The organism is Microvirga ossetica (assembly GCF_002741015.1).
GTDB classification, from domain to species: domain Bacteria; phylum Pseudomonadota; class Alphaproteobacteria; order Rhizobiales; family Beijerinckiaceae; genus Microvirga; species Microvirga ossetica.
Genome location: NZ_CP016616.1, coordinates 763030 through 777683 on the forward strand (window position 1 = coordinate 763030; position 14654 = coordinate 777683).

Genomic DNA, 14654 nt, shown 5'->3' on the forward strand with positions numbered 1-14654 from the left:
TCCGCGGACCTAGGCGCCGGCAGCCTGATCGCATTCGGGATTCTAGCCATGGACTGGCCATTGGCAATCGGGTGGAACCCTGGGCTCAGACCCTGCGAGCGCTGAGGAACCGGGTCTGCCGTCCCGGTTCACGACGGCGCCATTTGGAACCCGCCGGATCCCTGTCCTAGAGTGTCGCGACGCGACACGAGGACTTGCATGACCCTCCTCCGACCTGCTGCCTGTCGGCCCGGCACCTTCCTCCCTGTTCTCTTCGCGTGGGTGCGGCGGGCGTGCCACCCGATCGCCGCGGCAACCCTCGGCATGGCCTTGGCCGCTTGCGGGACCCCGCCGCGGGTTCCCTTCACGGCGGAACAGCAGGTGGAGGCTAATGTTCCCGGCTTCCGGAATGTGCGGTTCTGGGCCGATTCCCAAACCGTGGCGCGCGAGGCGGCACGTTTCTCGCAGCAGCAACCGGGCGAGTTCAGCTATCTCGCCCTGTCGGGCGGCGGCGGGGACGGCGCCTTCGGGGCTGGATTGCTGAACGGCTGGACCCAGGCCGGCGGCCGGCCCGCCTTCACGGTCGTGTCCGGCGTCAGCACGGGCGCGCTCATGGCGCCGTTTGCCTTCCTCGGGCCAGCCTACGATGGAACCTTGCGCGAGATCTACACGGGTGGCTTCGGCATTACCCTCATCGACTCCCCAAGCCTGATCAACGCCGTCTTCGGATCGGGCGTGTTCGATGGCAATCGCCTGCGCTCCCTCGTCCGGAAGTTCGTGACGGACCGTGTGGTCGCGCAAATCGCGGACGAGCATCGCAGGGGCCGCCGTCTGCTCATGCTCACCACCAATCTCGACGCACAGCGCCCCGTGATCTGGAACATGGGCGCCATCGCGGCCAGCGGCTCGCCTGATGCGGCAGATATGTTCCGCTCGGTGATGACCGCTTCGGCCAGCATCCCCGGCGTGTTTGCCCCGACCCTGATCCCGGCGGAAAGCAACGGCTACGTGTTCAGCGAGATGCATGTCGACGGCGGCGTGACGGCGAACGTGTTCATCCTGCCGCAGGACATCCTGCTGCGGAGCCCGCGCCTGCTGGCGGGACGCCAAGCCAACTTCTACGTGATCATGAACGGCAAGATCGAGCCGTCCTTCGATGTGGTCCGCAACCGCACGACGGACATAGCCGGCCGGGCCATCTCGACGATGACGCAGGTCCAGTCGCGGGCGACGCTCCAGGCCGTCCATGCCTTCGCCCGCCGCAACGGCATCGGGTTTCATCTCGCCTTCATCCCGGAGGACGTCCCGGACGGCGGGTCCATGGGCTTCGATACCGGCTACATGCGCGGCATCTATGCGCATGGCTATGAGCGGGCACTGTCGGGAAGTATCTGGAGCACGAGCCCGCCGGGAGTGCCTGCCCACGCCGTCCAGGTCACCACGACGGTCAATCGGGCAGACCGCCGCTGAGTGCCGGCCGAACCGTGCGAGCCAGGGAGAACGGCCGACGATGATCGCCTGGCCGAACGCGATGGCGATCATGAGGATCCATGACGCCTTTTCCTCCGCCTGGACGTGATTGGGGGTCGTCGCACCTGTATGGGTGTCGCCGTGGGTGAGCGGCCTGATGGTGTTCGGCGAAATGGCGGCGCCACATCATGTCTCCGGCGTCGAGACGAGCAGATCCAGGCCCAGGCGCTGCGACAGGAACTGCGCCGCCAGTTGCCCCCTGACGCTGTTGCCAGCCTCGTCGAGCGGTGGCGCGAACGTGCCCAGGCCGCCCTTGCCGGGGGAGACCGTGACGATGCCGCCGCCGATGCCGCTCTTGCCCGGCAGGCCGATCTCGTAGAGCCAGTCGCCGGAGGTCTCGTACAGCCCGGCCGTCAGCATGACGGCGAGGGCGTAGTGGCAGACGTCCGGACCGACCAACTGCTCCCGGGTGACCGGATTGAAGCCGCCGTCGGCGAGCGTCGCTCCCATGATCGCAAGATCCCTGGCGCTCACGTTCAGCGAACATTGCTTCGTGTAGAGATCGACAGCCTCGGCGGGATCGCAGTAGATGCAGCCGAGGCTCTCGAGCATCCAGGCGATACTGCGGTTGCGGAAGTTCGTCTCGGAGGCAGACGCATAGACCTCCTCGTTGAGCGGCAGCTCGCGTCCGGCGAAACGGGACAATCCCTCGTGGATGAACTGCCACTTGGCTTCCATGTTCTCGCCGGGCACGAGGCTCGTGGTGGCGATCGCACCCGCATTCACCATCGGGTTGGTCCGACCGTCCGGATTTCGTTCGATGCCCGCAAGCGAGTTGAACGAATGGCCCGTGGCGTTCACGCCGAGCCTTTCGCGGGCTCCCGTCGCGCCGATCAGGTCGCAGATCAGCGCAAACATGAACGGCTTGGAGACGCTCATGATGGTGAACTCGTGCTCCGCGTCTCCGACCGAGAACACGCCACCGTCCGTTCCCACGACGCAGATTCCGAACAGGTCGCTCGGCACGCGGGCGAGCGCCGGATAGACCTGCGAGACCTGTCCCTGGTCAATGGACCGGAATCGCTCGTGTGCTTCCATCACCAGCCGCTTGACGGACTCTGCAGACGGCAGCCGCCCGGTCGAGATGTATGAGGTTCCGGGGCTCACGATCGGGTTCAGCAGTTCCATACCTCACCTCCCTCTCGCAATCGTAGAACAGTCCCGGCCGCATCCGACCGCCTACCAGCGGCCCCTACGACGGACCCAATGGCCCGGCACCCAGATGAACCTAGGCCGTGGCCGCGGACGGCGCTCGACCCGTCGGCGTGGCGCGGGTGGACGTCGGCCGGGCCGTGGCCTCTGAGGACGACGTTCGGGCCGCGGCTGGGCTTCGGCGTCCGTCGATGCCACGGTGCCGAGCGGGATGGCCAGCACCGCGCCGAGTAATCCGGCCAGAAGGGATCGTCGTGACAGCATCGCAATCTCTCCCGCTGTCTTCAATGCGTCAGGCTGGATGAGCGGCCATCGTGCCCGCGGCTTCCACACCCTCGCTCGCGCTCGGCGGGTGCGCCCGCGACAGGGCGGCCTGGAGCTTGGCTTCCTGCTCCGGCGACAGCGAGGAGCGGATCACGTGTCCCTTGAACTCCTTCAGCTCGGCCAGCACCTTCTCGGGCTGGGACTTGCGGATCAGCAGGAACAGTGCCGAGGTTTCGGGCTTCAGCGTATCGCCGAGCGACTTAATGAAGTCGTCGTTGATGCCGTAGTCGATCATGTTCCCCGACAGGGCGCCCGAGCCGGCCCCGACGGCCCCGCCGATGGCAAACCCGGCGAGCGGATTGAGGAACAGGAGACCGATCAGGCCGCCCCACAGCGCGCCGGACAACCCCCCGGAGGCGGCGCCGAGGCTCACCAGGTTGACGCTCTGCTTGATGCGGACCGCGCCATCCTGGCTGCGGATGGCGACCACGGCGTCCTCGAGATCGATCAGGTATTCCTTTTGCATCCGGGTCAGTTCGGTCAGGACCCGGTCCGCATCGGTCAGGTTGTCGAACCCGACGACCAGCAGTTCAGCCATGGGATGCTCTCCTCGAGTGGGACAATCAATGCAGGTCGAACACGTGCATGAGAGTATTGGTCGCGAGCCGTGAGGCAATTGGGTGTAACCCTGAGTCTCAGCGGGGATTGTCCCGAGGGCGCATCCAATGAACCGCCGTCCCGGAAGCCCGCCCGGCATCCGGGACGGCGGCATCGGTCAGGCGCGGAGGATGGCCGTAACCGGCCCTGACGGGACATGTCCCGTTCGATTCGAGGGTTTCCCCCAATACCCGAACGCGATGCGATGGCTGAAGCTGCCCTGTCCCCGCCAGACCGCGGGGATGCGATTCGTACCCCAGAAGGGATGATCCGATGCAAAAGATCATGACAGCCATAGCCGCCGGTGCGCTCATGCTCTCCGTCGCGGCTTGCGAGACCCCCGGCGAACGGGCCGTCGGCGGCGCCGCCATTGGCGGCCTCGCGGGTGCCGCGATCGGTGGAGCGGCGACAGGCCGGGCCGGCGGGGCCCTGGCCGGAGGGGCGATCGGTGCGGCCGGCGGTGCCATCGTCGGCAGCGCCACGGCCCCGCGGAGCCGCTGCCCCTATGGGACCTTCCGCGACCGATGGGGCAATCTCCGCTGCCGCTGAAAGGCCGGCGAGGTCGACCGCCGGCCAGCCCCTGCTCCTTCCGCGCCCGGGCCGCGTCGCGCCGGCCGCGGCGGCATGAGTGAAGCGTCCTCGGAAGGACACCTCCGGCCATGACCCGCATCCTGATCGCCGATGACCATGACGTCGTCCGCTCCGGGCTCCAAGCCATCCTGGGCGACCAGCCGGGCTGGGAGGTGGTCGCCGAGGCTGAGGACGGCCGGCAGGCGGTCGAGCTCGCGGCCGCGACGCAGCCGGACGTCGCCATCCTCGATTACCAGCTTCCCATCATGAACGGCGTCGAGGTGACCCGGCAGATCCGGGCCTTCCAGCCCCGGACGGAGGTGCTGATCTTCACGATGCACGGGAGCGAGCCGCTGATCCGGGAGCTGCTCGAGGCCGGGGCGCGAGGCTACCTGCTCAAGTCGGACGCGCGGCGGTTCCTCCTCCCGGCGGTCGAGACCCTCGCCCGACACCAGCCGTTCTTCACCGGCCGGGTCTCGGAGGCCCTGCTGGCGGCGTACCTCGCGAAGGCAGCCCCGCCGGGCGACGCGCTGTCACCCCGGGAACGCAGCGTGTTGCAACTCATCGCGGAAGGGCGCACGAACAAGGAAGTGGCGCAGCTTCTCGCCATCAACCTGAAGACCGCCGAGAGCCACCGCGCCGCCGCCATGCGCAAGGTCAACGCGCACTGCACCGCCGATGTCGTCCGTTACGCGATCCGCAACAAGCTCGTCGAGCTGTAGGCCTCCCTTGAAGGCAGCGCATGGCGGTTCGACGCAACCGGAAGGATGCCGGCCATGACGATGCAGGCCATCACACCGACGGATGGCTCCGCCATCGGTTCCCGTCCGATCGCGGTTCGAGCGGCGCGGGCTTCGGCCACGGGCCTGTCGCACACCATCGCCGATGCCGGGACCGTCACGTCCCCGCTCGTCCCCTGGAACCCGTGCGACGCCCATATGGCAGCCGTGGTCGGTGTACCCACCCTGCTCTACCTGCCTTTCTGTCTCTTCAACATCGCATGACGCCTGCTGACGCTGGCCATCGCCTTCAGGCCATCGCGGCGGCTCCAGGGAAGCAGGACGCATGGAACCCAATCTGATGGCCGGCAGTCTCGCCATCCTGTCGGTCACGTTCAACCTCGCGCTCGGCCTCGTCCTCGGCGCGTCGATCGGTCTCGAGCGGCAGTGGCGGCAACGCCACGCCGGGCTGGCCACCCATGCCCTGGTGGCAGTCGGAGCGGCCGCGTTCACATCCGTGCCGGGGCTGCTCCCCTCCGTCGGGGACGCGACCCGCATGGGCGCCCAGGTCGTCACGGGCATCGGCTTCCTCGGTGCCGGGCTCATCATGCGCGATGGCCTCAGCGTGCGCGGCCTCAGCACGGCCGCCACCGTCTGGGCGACCGGCGCCGTCGGGGTGCTGGCCGGCTATGGCCTGCGCATCGAAGCCGCGGAGACCGCTGCCTTCATCATCGGAGCCAACCTCCTGCTCTCACGTGCGGGCTCCTGGATCGAGCGCTTGCGGCCGGAACCCGGGATAGCCGAGCGGTTCTACGTGATCGACCTCACATGCGCGGCCAGGGACGAGGCGACCGTGCGCACCCAGCTCCTCCAGGCGGTGAGCGCCCGCGGGCTGCGGCTGCAAGGCCTCGAGAGCCACACCGTGGAAGGGTCGTCGCGGGTCGAGGTCGAGGCAACCGTCTACACGGCCCGCCAGGAGGACACCCTCGTGGAACGGCTCGTCGGCGAGCTCAGCCTGCTGCCGCACATCCACGCGACGGGCTGGACTTCCACGGCTCCCCCGGAGTGAGGCCGTGTCGGACGGTGACCCGTCCGACTGCATCCTGCCGCCTTTGCGCAACCCGCCGGGATGGAGCGGGAGCCGACATCAGGTACGCGGGTGGCATGGACTTGATGGCGTGAGCTTCCGCAGGGCTTCGGTCCCCGACCGCGCCGGACGCGATGCCCCGAGACAGGATTGAGCACGTTACCGCATTTCGGTTGGGGCCCGCCATTCCCCGCACCGGGAAGGATCTTTCGGCACGACCTCGGGCCAATTCCCGGTCCGCCCCAGGGTTAACCCCGATAGACCCGTTGCTTGCGAGGGATAACCTGAGGGGTCAGCAAGGTCGGCCACCTTCCCTTCGAGGAGTACGTCCCATGGCTGAAGTGACGTCAAGGAGCAATGCCGTTTCCGCAATAGCCCGACCCAGGTTGGCCCGGACCAGCGATAGCCGGGAGATTAGGATCCGCCAGGCGTCGACGTTCTTTGAGGGACGCACTGGCTCCCTCGATCGCGAGGCGCACGCGAAGGAACTCGATTATCGATCCTGGGACTTGGGCGTCATCCGGTTGGAACGGATTTCACTGGTCCGGAGAACGGGAAGGACGCATCACCGCTTCACTGCCCTGGCTGATGGCAGGCCTTGCGGGAGAGATTCCCGGTCTGGTGCGTCAGCGTACTTGCAGCAGGGATCGCCGCCTGAGCTGAATTTCCGGATCCTTATCGCCTCACTCGACGAGGAGACCTTCGAGCACCTCCTGACCGCTTTCGTTCCGTGCACGCTGATCGGGAAACCGGTGCCATTGCGAGGCGGGGAGCCCATGGTGGCCCTGAATTCGTGGCAAGGTGCCATTCTTGCGGACCATCTCCTCTCGTTGGCCCGTGAGCTGCCCTCGATCCCGAAGGCGCACTGGCCGATGCTGGGTGCGGTGACCTGCTGTCTGGTTCAGAGCTGCCTCGTTCCCGCGCCGGGCAATCCCGCACGGACCGACACGTCGAGAGCCACGGCACTTCGCGAGCGTCTCCGCTGCGTCGTCAGACGGAACATGAACTCGCCGGATTTCGATCCGGAGGCGCTCAGACGGCTTGTCGCGATGTCGCGATCCAAGCTTTACCGTATTTTCGAGGGGGTTGGCGGCGTCGCGCGGTTCATCCAGGACGAGCGCCTCGACGCGGCCAGGCAACGCCTCGCCGACATCGGGGACAGGACCTCGATCAGGGCGCTGGCCGGTGAGGTCGGGTTCCTCGAACACTCGACCTTCAGCAGGGCGTTCAAGCTGAGATACGGCAGCAGTCCCTCGAAATTCAGGGAGATGGTTTCCGCCCATCATCCTCTCGAGACCCGTGACCATCGACATCACGCCGGGAGCATGCCTTGATCGTGCGACGGGTCCGCGCGACATGTGCAGGCTTGACGATCGTCATCACATACACACCATCGGTCCGGAGCAAGGTCGGACGCTGCCCCTGTCTTCAGAACGGACCACGCTGCCGCCTCAATTGGAGCGGGACATTGCGCCGGCTCTCTGTTCACGGGCAGTCGCCGGCCGCGCCCTGAGGGGAGCCACCCGCTGGCCCGGGTGAAGGGCCTGGACACCGCCGGTGACGACGACATCGTCCGGATCGAGCCCCTGCGAGACGATCACCCGGTCGGCATCGAAGCGCAGGATGTCGACATTCCGCAGGGAAACGGTCGACGTCGCGGGATCGATGATCCACATGGCCGGCGATTGCCCGGCCTGTGTGAGAGCGCTGGCCGGAACCGCGATGACCGCCGGAGAGAGCAGTTCGATCGTGCCGATGACAGTTGATCCCAGCCGCATGGCCTCCGGAGGATCTTGCAGGCTGACCCGGACCTGGAACGTGCGGGTCACAGGGTCCGCCTGCGCGGCGATCTCGCGGACGCGCCCGACGGCGCCGACGGAACGGTCATCGGCAAGGGCAACGCGGATGACCGGATCCTCGTCCTGCTGCTCGAGGAAACGCGCGGGGACGTTGAAGACGGCATCGCGTCCGTCGTCGCGGGCCAGTCGCACGATGGCCTGGCCCGGCTGCACGACTTCGCCGGGCTCGGCGCTTCGGGCCGTCACCACGCCGGCAGTGCTGGATCGAAGCTCCGTGAAGCCGAGGCGATCGCGCGCCAGTTCGACACGTGCCTCGGCGTCCTCGAGGCCGGATTCGGCGGCATTCCTGGCCTGCAAGGCCTGGTCGAAGCGCGGCCGGGTCGTGAAACCCTGCGCCATGAGCTGTTCCTGGCGGTCGAAGGCATTGCGGGCCGTACCTACCTCGCCTCGCGCGGCCGACAGGGCCGCCTTCGCGGCAGTAAGGGCGTTTTGTTCGGTTTGCGGGTCCAGCCGGGCAATGAGCTGCCCGGCCGCGATCCGGTCGCTGACATTCACGGGGCGCTCCACGACGCGGCCACCGATGCGGAACGCAAGCGCGACGTTGTTCTCCGCCTGGATCTCGCCCGAGAGCTGGATATCGTTCGCCAGCTTGCTCGCCTCCACCGAGACGACATCGACAGGGCGCCCCACACCCGGCGGAGGCGTTTCAGCCTGACCGCATGCGGCCAGTCCGGAAAGGATGACGGCGGTCATCGCCGGGCCTGATCGGAGCCATGCAGTCAATCGTGAGGTCGGGGCGGTCATAGCGGTCATGATCCAGACGCTCCCGCAGCCGCCGGAACGGCGTCCATGTGGGCCGCCGCGGACGAACGCCTGTCGAACACGGTGACATAGAGCGTGGGCAGCAGGATCAGGGTGAGGACCGTGGCGACCAGGAGCCCGCCCATGATCGCATAGGCCATCGGGCCCCAGAAGACCGTCGGTGCGATCGGGATCATGCCGAGAACGGTGGAGATCGCCGTCAGCATGATCGGGCGGAACCGCGTCGTGCTGGCGTCGAGCGCGGCGTCCACGACGCCCTTGCCGCCGGCTCTCTCCGCCTCGATCTGCCCGATGAGGATGACGGCATTCTTCGTGATGATGCCGATCAGGGCGAGAACGCCGAGCAGCGCGACGAAGCCAAGCGGCCGACCCGATATCAGCAGGGCCCCGACGACGCCGACGAGGCCCAAGGGGGCGATGCAGAGGACCAGGCCAAGCAGCTTGAAGCTGCGCAACTGCGCCATGAGGACCGTCAACATGATCAGGAGCATCAGCGGAACCACCGCGATCACCGATGCCTGCGACTTCGCGCTCTCCTCGACGGTCCCGCCGACATCGATCCGGTATGAGGACGGCAAGGTCCGCCTCAGCTCATCGATCTTCGGGGCTAGGGCGGAGACGGCCGTTTCAGGAAGGATACCGGGCGCGACATCGGCGGCAACGGTCAGCGTCGGCACCCGGTCCCGGCGCCAGACCAGGGGTGTATCGAGCCCATAGTCGAACGTGACGAACTGCGACAGCGGCACGGATCGGCCGCCCGGCAGGGCGACCTGCATGGTCCTCAAAGTCTCGATCGAGGCTCGCTCGTCGTCCCTTGCGCGTGCGACGACATTGACCAGATAGATGCTGTCGCGCACCTGGGTAACGACCGTTCCGGACACGACCGTGTTGAGAATGGTCGCGAGCGCCGCCGAGCTGAGGCCAAGGCGCCTCGCCTCATCCTGGTCCACCCGCAATTGAAGCTTGCGCGCTGGCTCGATCCAATCGAAGTTGACCTGCTTGGCCTGAGGGTTCGAGGCGACGACCTGGGCCAGTTTCATGGCGATGGTGCGGACCTCGCCGATTTCAGGGCCGGTGACGCGGTATTGCAGCGGCCAGCCCACGGGCGGTCCGAGTTCCAGGGGGTAGACCCGCCCGACCAGATTCGGGAACTCGCTGGCCAGCATCGCTTCCAGCTTCACCTGAAGCCTTTCCCGGGCGGGCACATCCCTTGCGACGATCACGGCCTGGCTGAAGAAATCGTTCGGAAGCTGGACATTCAGGGGAAGATAGAAGCGGATCGCGCCGCGCCCGACGTAAGTGCTCCACCGCTCGACGTCGGGATCGTCCTTCAAGGCGGCGTCGAATCGACCGACGAGTTCCTCGCTCGCGAAGATCGAAGCATTTTGAGGCATTGTCAGGTCGACCAGAAGCTCCGGGCGGTCGGACGCCGGGAAGAACTGACGCGGCACCAGCGGAAGGGCCAACAGCGAGGCGACGAACAGGCCGATGCTGACGGCAATCGTGAGCCACCGGGCCCTGATGGCGCCGGAGAGGAGCCGCCGAAAGAGCACGACCGCGCGGCCGGGCGGTGCATCGGCTGAAGAGGTCTTCGGCTTGGACAACATTGCGACGCCGAGCACCGGCGCGAACACCACCGCCACAAGCCAGGAGATGACCAGGGCGATGCTGACGACGGCAAAGAGCGAAAACGTATACTCGCCCGCCGAGCTTGCGGCGAAGCCGATCGGGACGAACCCGGCGATCGTCACCAGCGTTCCGGCCAGCATCGCCATGGCATACCGCTCGAAGGCGTAGGTCGCGGCCTTCTCCTTTTCGTCGCCCGCCGCGAGGCGGGTCACCATGGCGTCCGTGGTCGTCATGGCATCGTCGACAAGCAGGGCCAGCGCGATGATGAGCGCCCCCAGGGATATGCGCTGCATGTCGATGTCGACGACATCCATGATGGCGAGCACGGCAGCGAGAGTCAGCGGAATGGACAGGGCGACGACCAGTCCGGGCCGGACCCCGAGACTGACGAAGCTCGCGACGAGGATGATGGCGACCGATTGCCAAAGCGACGTCATGAAGTCGGCGATCGCGTGATCGACGGTCACGGCTTGGTCGGCAACCAGATGCGGTTCGATGCCGAGCGGCAGGTTGGCCGTGATCCCCGCCATCGCCTTCCTGACATTGTCGCCGAGCGCCAGGATATCGCCGCCGTCCCGCATGGCGATGCCGAGGCCGATCGCCTCCTGCCCGTTGACGCGAAACATCGGCTGCGGCGGGTCGGCCGGGCCGCGCTGTACCGTTGCGATATCGGCCAACCGAACCATCCGGTCCCCCACCGGGAAGTTCACGTCGAGAAGATCGGCTTCCGTCTCGAAAGCCCCGGATACGCGCAGGGCCATGGTCTCATTCCGGGTCTGGAGCGCACCCGCCGGACGCACAATGTTCTGGCTCTGCAAGGCCGTCAGCAGAACCGTCCGGTCGATGCCCAGATTGGCCAGTTCCCTCACCGAGAATTCGACGAAGATCCGCTCGTCCTGGGCGCCGATGATCTCGATCTTGGATACGTCGGGAACGAGCAGGAGCCTGGAACGGATGTCCTCGACGTGATCCCGCAACTCCCGACGGGTGAACCCATCGGAGGTGAAGCCATAGATGATGCCGAACGTGTCGCCGAACCGGTCGTTGAAGAACGGCCCGAGCGTGCCGGCCGGCAACGTGTGGCGGATGTCCGTCACCAGGTTGCGGACCTGATACCAGGTATCCTGCACGTCCGATCCCGGGATCGACTGCTTCAGGTTGACGAAGATCGTGGTCATGCCCGGTGTGGTCGAGCTTCGGAGGAAGTCGAGGCCGGGTGTTTCCTCGAGTTGACGCTCGAGCCGTTCCGTGACTTGCGTCAGGGTATCTTCCATGGTCGCACCGGGCCAGGCCGCAGCGACGACCATCGTCTTGATGACGAAGGACGGATCCTCGTTGCGGCCAAGGCGAAAGAATGCCAAGAGACCGGCGGCAACGGCCACGATCATCAGATAGGTCACGACGGAGCGGTTCCTCAGTGCCCATCCCGACAGGTTGAAGTTCATTGCGGTTGCGCTCCCGGCAGACTTACGGATTGGCCCTCGCGCAGAAGACTGGCACCGGCGGTCACGATGATGTCCCCTGCTGCCAGGCCCTTCGCGACGAGGGCCGTCGAGGGACCGGCGCTAATGACATCGAGCCTGCGCCAATTGACCTTGCTTGTGCCCGGATCGACCGCCCATACGCCAATGTCCTGCCCCCGCCGCACCAGTGCCGTGGAGGGGATCGCCAGCGCCGTATCCGCGCTCCTCCGGAGGGTGCCCGAGACGGCCGTGCCAAGCCTGAACGATTGCGGCGGATCGGTGAGGCCGACACGGATGGCAAACGTTCGGGTGACGGGATCCGCCTGGGGAGCGATCTCCCGAACCCGGCCGTGGGCCTTGACGTTCGGGTCGCTGGCCAAACCGACGACGACCTCGACGTCCGGCGTTGCCGCCCGAGCCAGGTCGGCCGGGACCTCGAAAACGGCATCGCGACCGTCCCGCCGGGCGAGTTGCACGATCATCCGGCCGGCTGCGACCACCTCACCAGGCTCCGCGCCGACTGCCGTTACGACGCCGGGCGCATCCGCCTTCAGGGTGGTGAACCCGACGACATCCTCGGCGGTCCGGACACGGGCCTCGGCCCCGTTCACCTGTGCCTGCGCCGCCGTGCGCGCTTGCTCGGCGGCCTCGAAATCGGCTCGCGTGGTGATGCCGCGTTCGAGAAGATGACGCTGCCTTTGATACTGGTTGTCCGCCTGCCCCAGGGCGCCCTGGGCCGCCGTCAGCGCCGCCCGCGCGGAGCGCAGCTCGTTGAGCTCGTTCTCCGGGTCGAGACGTGCGACCACCTCTCCCTCGCCCACCGACACTCCGACGCGGGCAGGCCTTTCGACCAACCGGCCGCCCAACCGGAACGCCAGGGATGCCTGGTCCTGGGCCTCGATGTGGCCCGCGAAACCCACATCCGCTGACTTGACGGCAGGCTCGACCACGATGACACGGGCGGGTCGGACCGGTGCCGGCGCCTCGACCTCGGCCTGGCACGCGGCGCACCAGAGCGCGAGGGCGACCGGAACGGCGACTTGCAACGGAGGACGAGAGCCGGAATCGAGCATCATATCCTACATCCTGCGTGATGAGTCCGCCTCGCAATCCATCGTCAGGACCTGTCACGCTCGCCCACCTAGGTACAGGGTATCAGAATGTCCCGCTCGCGCAGATTAGCTCATCATCCCAACCCTGCGCGATGCATCCCATTTTTGGATCACGGCCCTCGCGTTGTGAGGTTCATCCCACAAATTGGGACGGCCCGTCTAAGCCTGGGACACTGCGCCGATGCATTACCGAACGGGCACGCTAAGCTCACTTGGGTCACCGCTGGGCACCGTTGCGTCGATGCGGCTGTGGTAAGCCGGTTCCCGGCGCGACGGTCATTCCACTTGAGGCGATGGCGATGGCAATCATTCACACGGCGCCCAAGTCCCTGGACACCCAGCCCAAGACCGTCATGCAGCGGTTCCTCGACGGCGTCGAACGGGTGGGGAACATGGTTCCTCACCCCGTGGTCATTTTCCTGATCCTCATCGGTATCGTCATCGTCCTCTCGGCCCTGCTCAGCCTGTTCGGCACCGCCGTCTCCTTCGAACGAATCAACCCGGACACGCACCAGGTCGAGACCGCCACCACGGAGATCCGCAGTCTGCTGAACACGGACGGCATCCGATTCCTATATTCATCGCTGATCCCGAACTTCATGAGCTTCACCGCGGTCGGGCTGATGATTGCCGCGATGATCGGCGCCGGAGTGGCAGAGGAGTCCGGTCTGGTCACCGCACTGATCCGCAAGCTCGTCATCGTCTCACCGGCCTGGGCTCTCACCTACATTCTGTCCTTCGTCGGAATCCTCTCCAGCATCGCGGCCGATGCTGGCTATCTGGTCCTGATTCCGCTCGCCGGCATCGCCTATCTCGCCGTCGGACGGCATCCCATTGCCGGCCTCGCGCTCGGTTTCGCTGCCGTGGCCGGGGCCTTTACCGTGAACATGCTGATCAAGCCGCTCGACGCCGTGCTCGTCGAGTTCACCAACGACGCGGCTCATCTCGTCGATCCCAACCGCTCCATAGGCCTTACCTCGAATATCTGGTTCTCGTTCGCCTCTGTGCTGTTCCTCACCGTCGTCGTCGCCTTCATCACCGACCGGATGATCGCGCCCCGCCTGGGAACATACGATCCGAGTCTGGCAGCGGAAGGAACCACGACCGAGCAGGGCGCCGAACTGTCGGAACAGGAGTCCCGCGGCCTGCGGTTCGCCGGCATCGGGCTGCTCGGGCTGATCGCGGTCTTCTGCCTCCTGACCCTTCCTTCGGGCGCACCGTTGCGCAATTCCGACACCGGGGAGCTCATCGGCAACTCGCCGTTCATGAACGGGCTGATTGCGCTGATCATGCTGATGTTCCTCGTCACGGGCTGGACCTACGGCATCGGCGCCGGCACGCTGAAGACGCTGCCCGAGGTGATCGCGGCGATCGAGAAGTCGATCAGGAATCTCGGCGGCACGATCTTCCTGTTCTTCGTCCTGAGCCAGTTCGTCGCCTATTTCACCTACACCAACATGGGCACGGTGATGGCGCTCAGCCTGTCGGGTGCTCTCCAGGCCGCCAATATCGGCGCGCTGCCGCTGCTGCTCGGCTTCATCGTCGTCGTCGCGATCATCGATCTGCTGCTGACCGGCGCCATCGCCAAATGGGCGATCTTCGCCCCGGTCTTCGTGCCGCTGCTCATGAAGCTCGGGGTCGAGCCGGAAGCGGTGCTCGCAGCCTATCGCGTCGGTGACTCGCCGATGAATGCGATCACCCCCCTGAACGCCTATTTTGCGCTCATGGTCGGGTTCACGCAGAGATACGACCGGACCGCGGGCGTCGGCACCGTCGTGTCGCTGATGCTTCCCTACGTCATATGGATGTTCATTCTCTGGACCGCCCTCTTCGCCATCTGGAAGATGCTCGGGCTCCCATGGGGACTATGA

At 66.4% G+C, this 14654-nt stretch carries 12 protein-coding genes; 7 read left to right on the forward strand and 5 right to left on the reverse strand.

Annotation, left to right across the window (positions count from 1 at the left end):
• The first annotated feature begins 198 nt into the window (after positions 1–198).
• Positions 199–1449, forward strand: a complete 1251-nt coding sequence (locus BB934_RS03480) for a patatin-like phospholipase family protein (protein ID WP_237050168.1) — start codon at positions 199–201, stop codon at positions 1447–1449.
• 186 nt (positions 1450–1635) lie between these two features.
• Here the strand turns inward: BB934_RS03480 and glsA are convergent, their stop codons facing one another.
• On the reverse strand, positions 1636–2637 hold the full coding sequence (glsA, locus tag BB934_RS03485; RefSeq protein WP_099508388.1) for a glutaminase A: 1002 nt from the start codon (positions 2635–2637) through the stop codon (positions 1636–1638).
• A gap of 316 nt (positions 2638–2953) precedes the next feature.
• A complete protein-coding gene (locus tag BB934_RS03495) occupies positions 2954–3523 on the reverse strand; it encodes a DUF1269 domain-containing protein (RefSeq protein WP_099508390.1) in 570 nt (189 codons plus the stop codon).
• Between the two features lie 332 nt (positions 3524–3855).
• On the opposite strand from BB934_RS03495, the gene BB934_RS03500 reads away from it, so the two are divergent.
• The 5 genes from BB934_RS03500 to BB934_RS46835 all read left to right on the forward strand — a co-directional run bounded on the left by BB934_RS03500 (position 3856) and on the right by BB934_RS46835 (position 7292).
• Positions 3856–4131 carry a glycine zipper domain-containing protein gene (locus BB934_RS03500; protein ID WP_099508391.1) on the forward strand — a complete coding sequence of 92 codons (276 nt, stop codon included), beginning with the start codon at positions 3856–3858 and terminating at the stop codon, positions 4129–4131.
• Between the two features lie 110 nt (positions 4132–4241).
• The gene (locus BB934_RS03505; protein WP_099508392.1) at positions 4242–4874 is read left to right on the forward strand and encodes a response regulator; all 633 of its coding nucleotides are present in this window, start codon (positions 4242–4244) and stop codon (positions 4872–4874) included.
• Positions 4875–4928: 54 nt separating this feature from the next.
• Positions 4929–5156, forward strand: coding sequence for a hypothetical protein (locus tag BB934_RS03510; RefSeq protein ID WP_099508393.1), 228 nt, complete (start codon positions 4929–4931; stop codon positions 5154–5156).
• A 61-nt stretch (positions 5157–5217) separates the two neighbouring features.
• Positions 5218–5940: an MgtC/SapB family protein gene (locus BB934_RS03515; RefSeq protein WP_237050169.1), complete on the forward strand. Its 723-nt coding sequence runs from the start codon at positions 5218–5220 to the stop codon at positions 5938–5940.
• 794 nt (positions 5941–6734) lie between these two features.
• The gene (locus BB934_RS46835; protein WP_157934011.1) at positions 6735–7292 is read left to right on the forward strand and encodes a helix-turn-helix domain-containing protein; all 558 of its coding nucleotides are present in this window, start codon (positions 6735–6737) and stop codon (positions 7290–7292) included.
• Positions 7293–7409: 117 nt separating this feature from the next.
• Here the strand turns inward: BB934_RS46835 and BB934_RS03525 are convergent, their stop codons facing one another.
• Genes BB934_RS03525 through BB934_RS03535 form a run of 3 tightly spaced genes read right to left on the reverse strand, consistent with a single transcriptional unit; the run spans position 7410 to position 12747 of the window.
• On the reverse strand, positions 7410–8570 hold the full coding sequence (locus BB934_RS03525; RefSeq protein ID WP_237050170.1) for an efflux RND transporter periplasmic adaptor subunit: 1161 nt from the start codon (positions 8568–8570) through the stop codon (positions 7410–7412).
• Positions 8567–11653: an efflux RND transporter permease subunit gene (locus BB934_RS03530; RefSeq protein ID WP_099508396.1), complete on the reverse strand. Its 3087-nt coding sequence runs from the start codon at positions 11651–11653 to the stop codon at positions 8567–8569. Before BB934_RS03530 ends, BB934_RS03525 begins: the two co-directional genes overlap by 4 nt.
• Positions 11650–12747 carry an efflux RND transporter periplasmic adaptor subunit gene (locus BB934_RS03535; RefSeq protein ID WP_099508397.1) on the reverse strand — a complete coding sequence of 366 codons (1098 nt, stop codon included), beginning with the start codon at positions 12745–12747 and terminating at the stop codon, positions 11650–11652. Before BB934_RS03535 ends, BB934_RS03530 begins: the two co-directional genes overlap by 4 nt.
• A 335-nt stretch (positions 12748–13082) precedes the next feature.
• Between BB934_RS03535 and BB934_RS03540 the strand changes: the two genes are divergently transcribed.
• Complete coding sequence (locus BB934_RS03540) at positions 13083–14654, forward strand: AbgT family transporter (RefSeq protein WP_099512611.1); 1572 nt, start codon at positions 13083–13085, stop codon at positions 14652–14654.

Excerpts from the sequence above, each read along its gene's own strand:
- BB934_RS03480 (WP_237050168.1), top strand. The coding sequence starts at position 199 with ATGACCCTCCTCCGACCTGCTGCCTGTCGGCCCGGCACCTTCCTCCCT.
- glsA (WP_099508388.1), bottom strand. The coding sequence starts at position 2,637 with ATGGAACTGCTGAACCCGATCGTGAGCCCCGGAACCTCATACATCTCG.
- BB934_RS03495 (WP_099508390.1), bottom strand. The coding sequence starts at position 3,523 with ATGGCTGAACTGCTGGTCGTCGGGTTCGACAACCTGACCGATGCGGAC.
- BB934_RS03500 (WP_099508391.1), top strand. The coding sequence starts at position 3,856 with ATGCAAAAGATCATGACAGCCATAGCCGCCGGTGCGCTCATGCTCTCC.
- BB934_RS03505 (WP_099508392.1), top strand. The coding sequence starts at position 4,242 with ATGACCCGCATCCTGATCGCCGATGACCATGACGTCGTCCGCTCCGGG.
- BB934_RS03510 (WP_099508393.1), top strand. The coding sequence starts at position 4,929 with ATGACGATGCAGGCCATCACACCGACGGATGGCTCCGCCATCGGTTCC.
- BB934_RS03515 (WP_237050169.1), top strand. The coding sequence starts at position 5,218 with ATGGAACCCAATCTGATGGCCGGCAGTCTCGCCATCCTGTCGGTCACG.
- BB934_RS46835 (WP_157934011.1), top strand. The coding sequence starts at position 6,735 with ATGGTGGCCCTGAATTCGTGGCAAGGTGCCATTCTTGCGGACCATCTC.
- BB934_RS03525 (WP_237050170.1), bottom strand. The coding sequence starts at position 8,570 with ATGACCGCTATGACCGCCCCGACCTCACGATTGACTGCATGGCTCCGA.
- BB934_RS03530 (WP_099508396.1), bottom strand. The coding sequence starts at position 11,653 with ATGAACTTCAACCTGTCGGGATGGGCACTGAGGAACCGCTCCGTCGTG.
- BB934_RS03535 (WP_099508397.1), bottom strand. The coding sequence starts at position 12,747 with ATGATGCTCGATTCCGGCTCTCGTCCTCCGTTGCAAGTCGCCGTTCCG.
- BB934_RS03540 (WP_099512611.1), top strand. The coding sequence starts at position 13,083 with ATGGCAATCATTCACACGGCGCCCAAGTCCCTGGACACCCAGCCCAAG.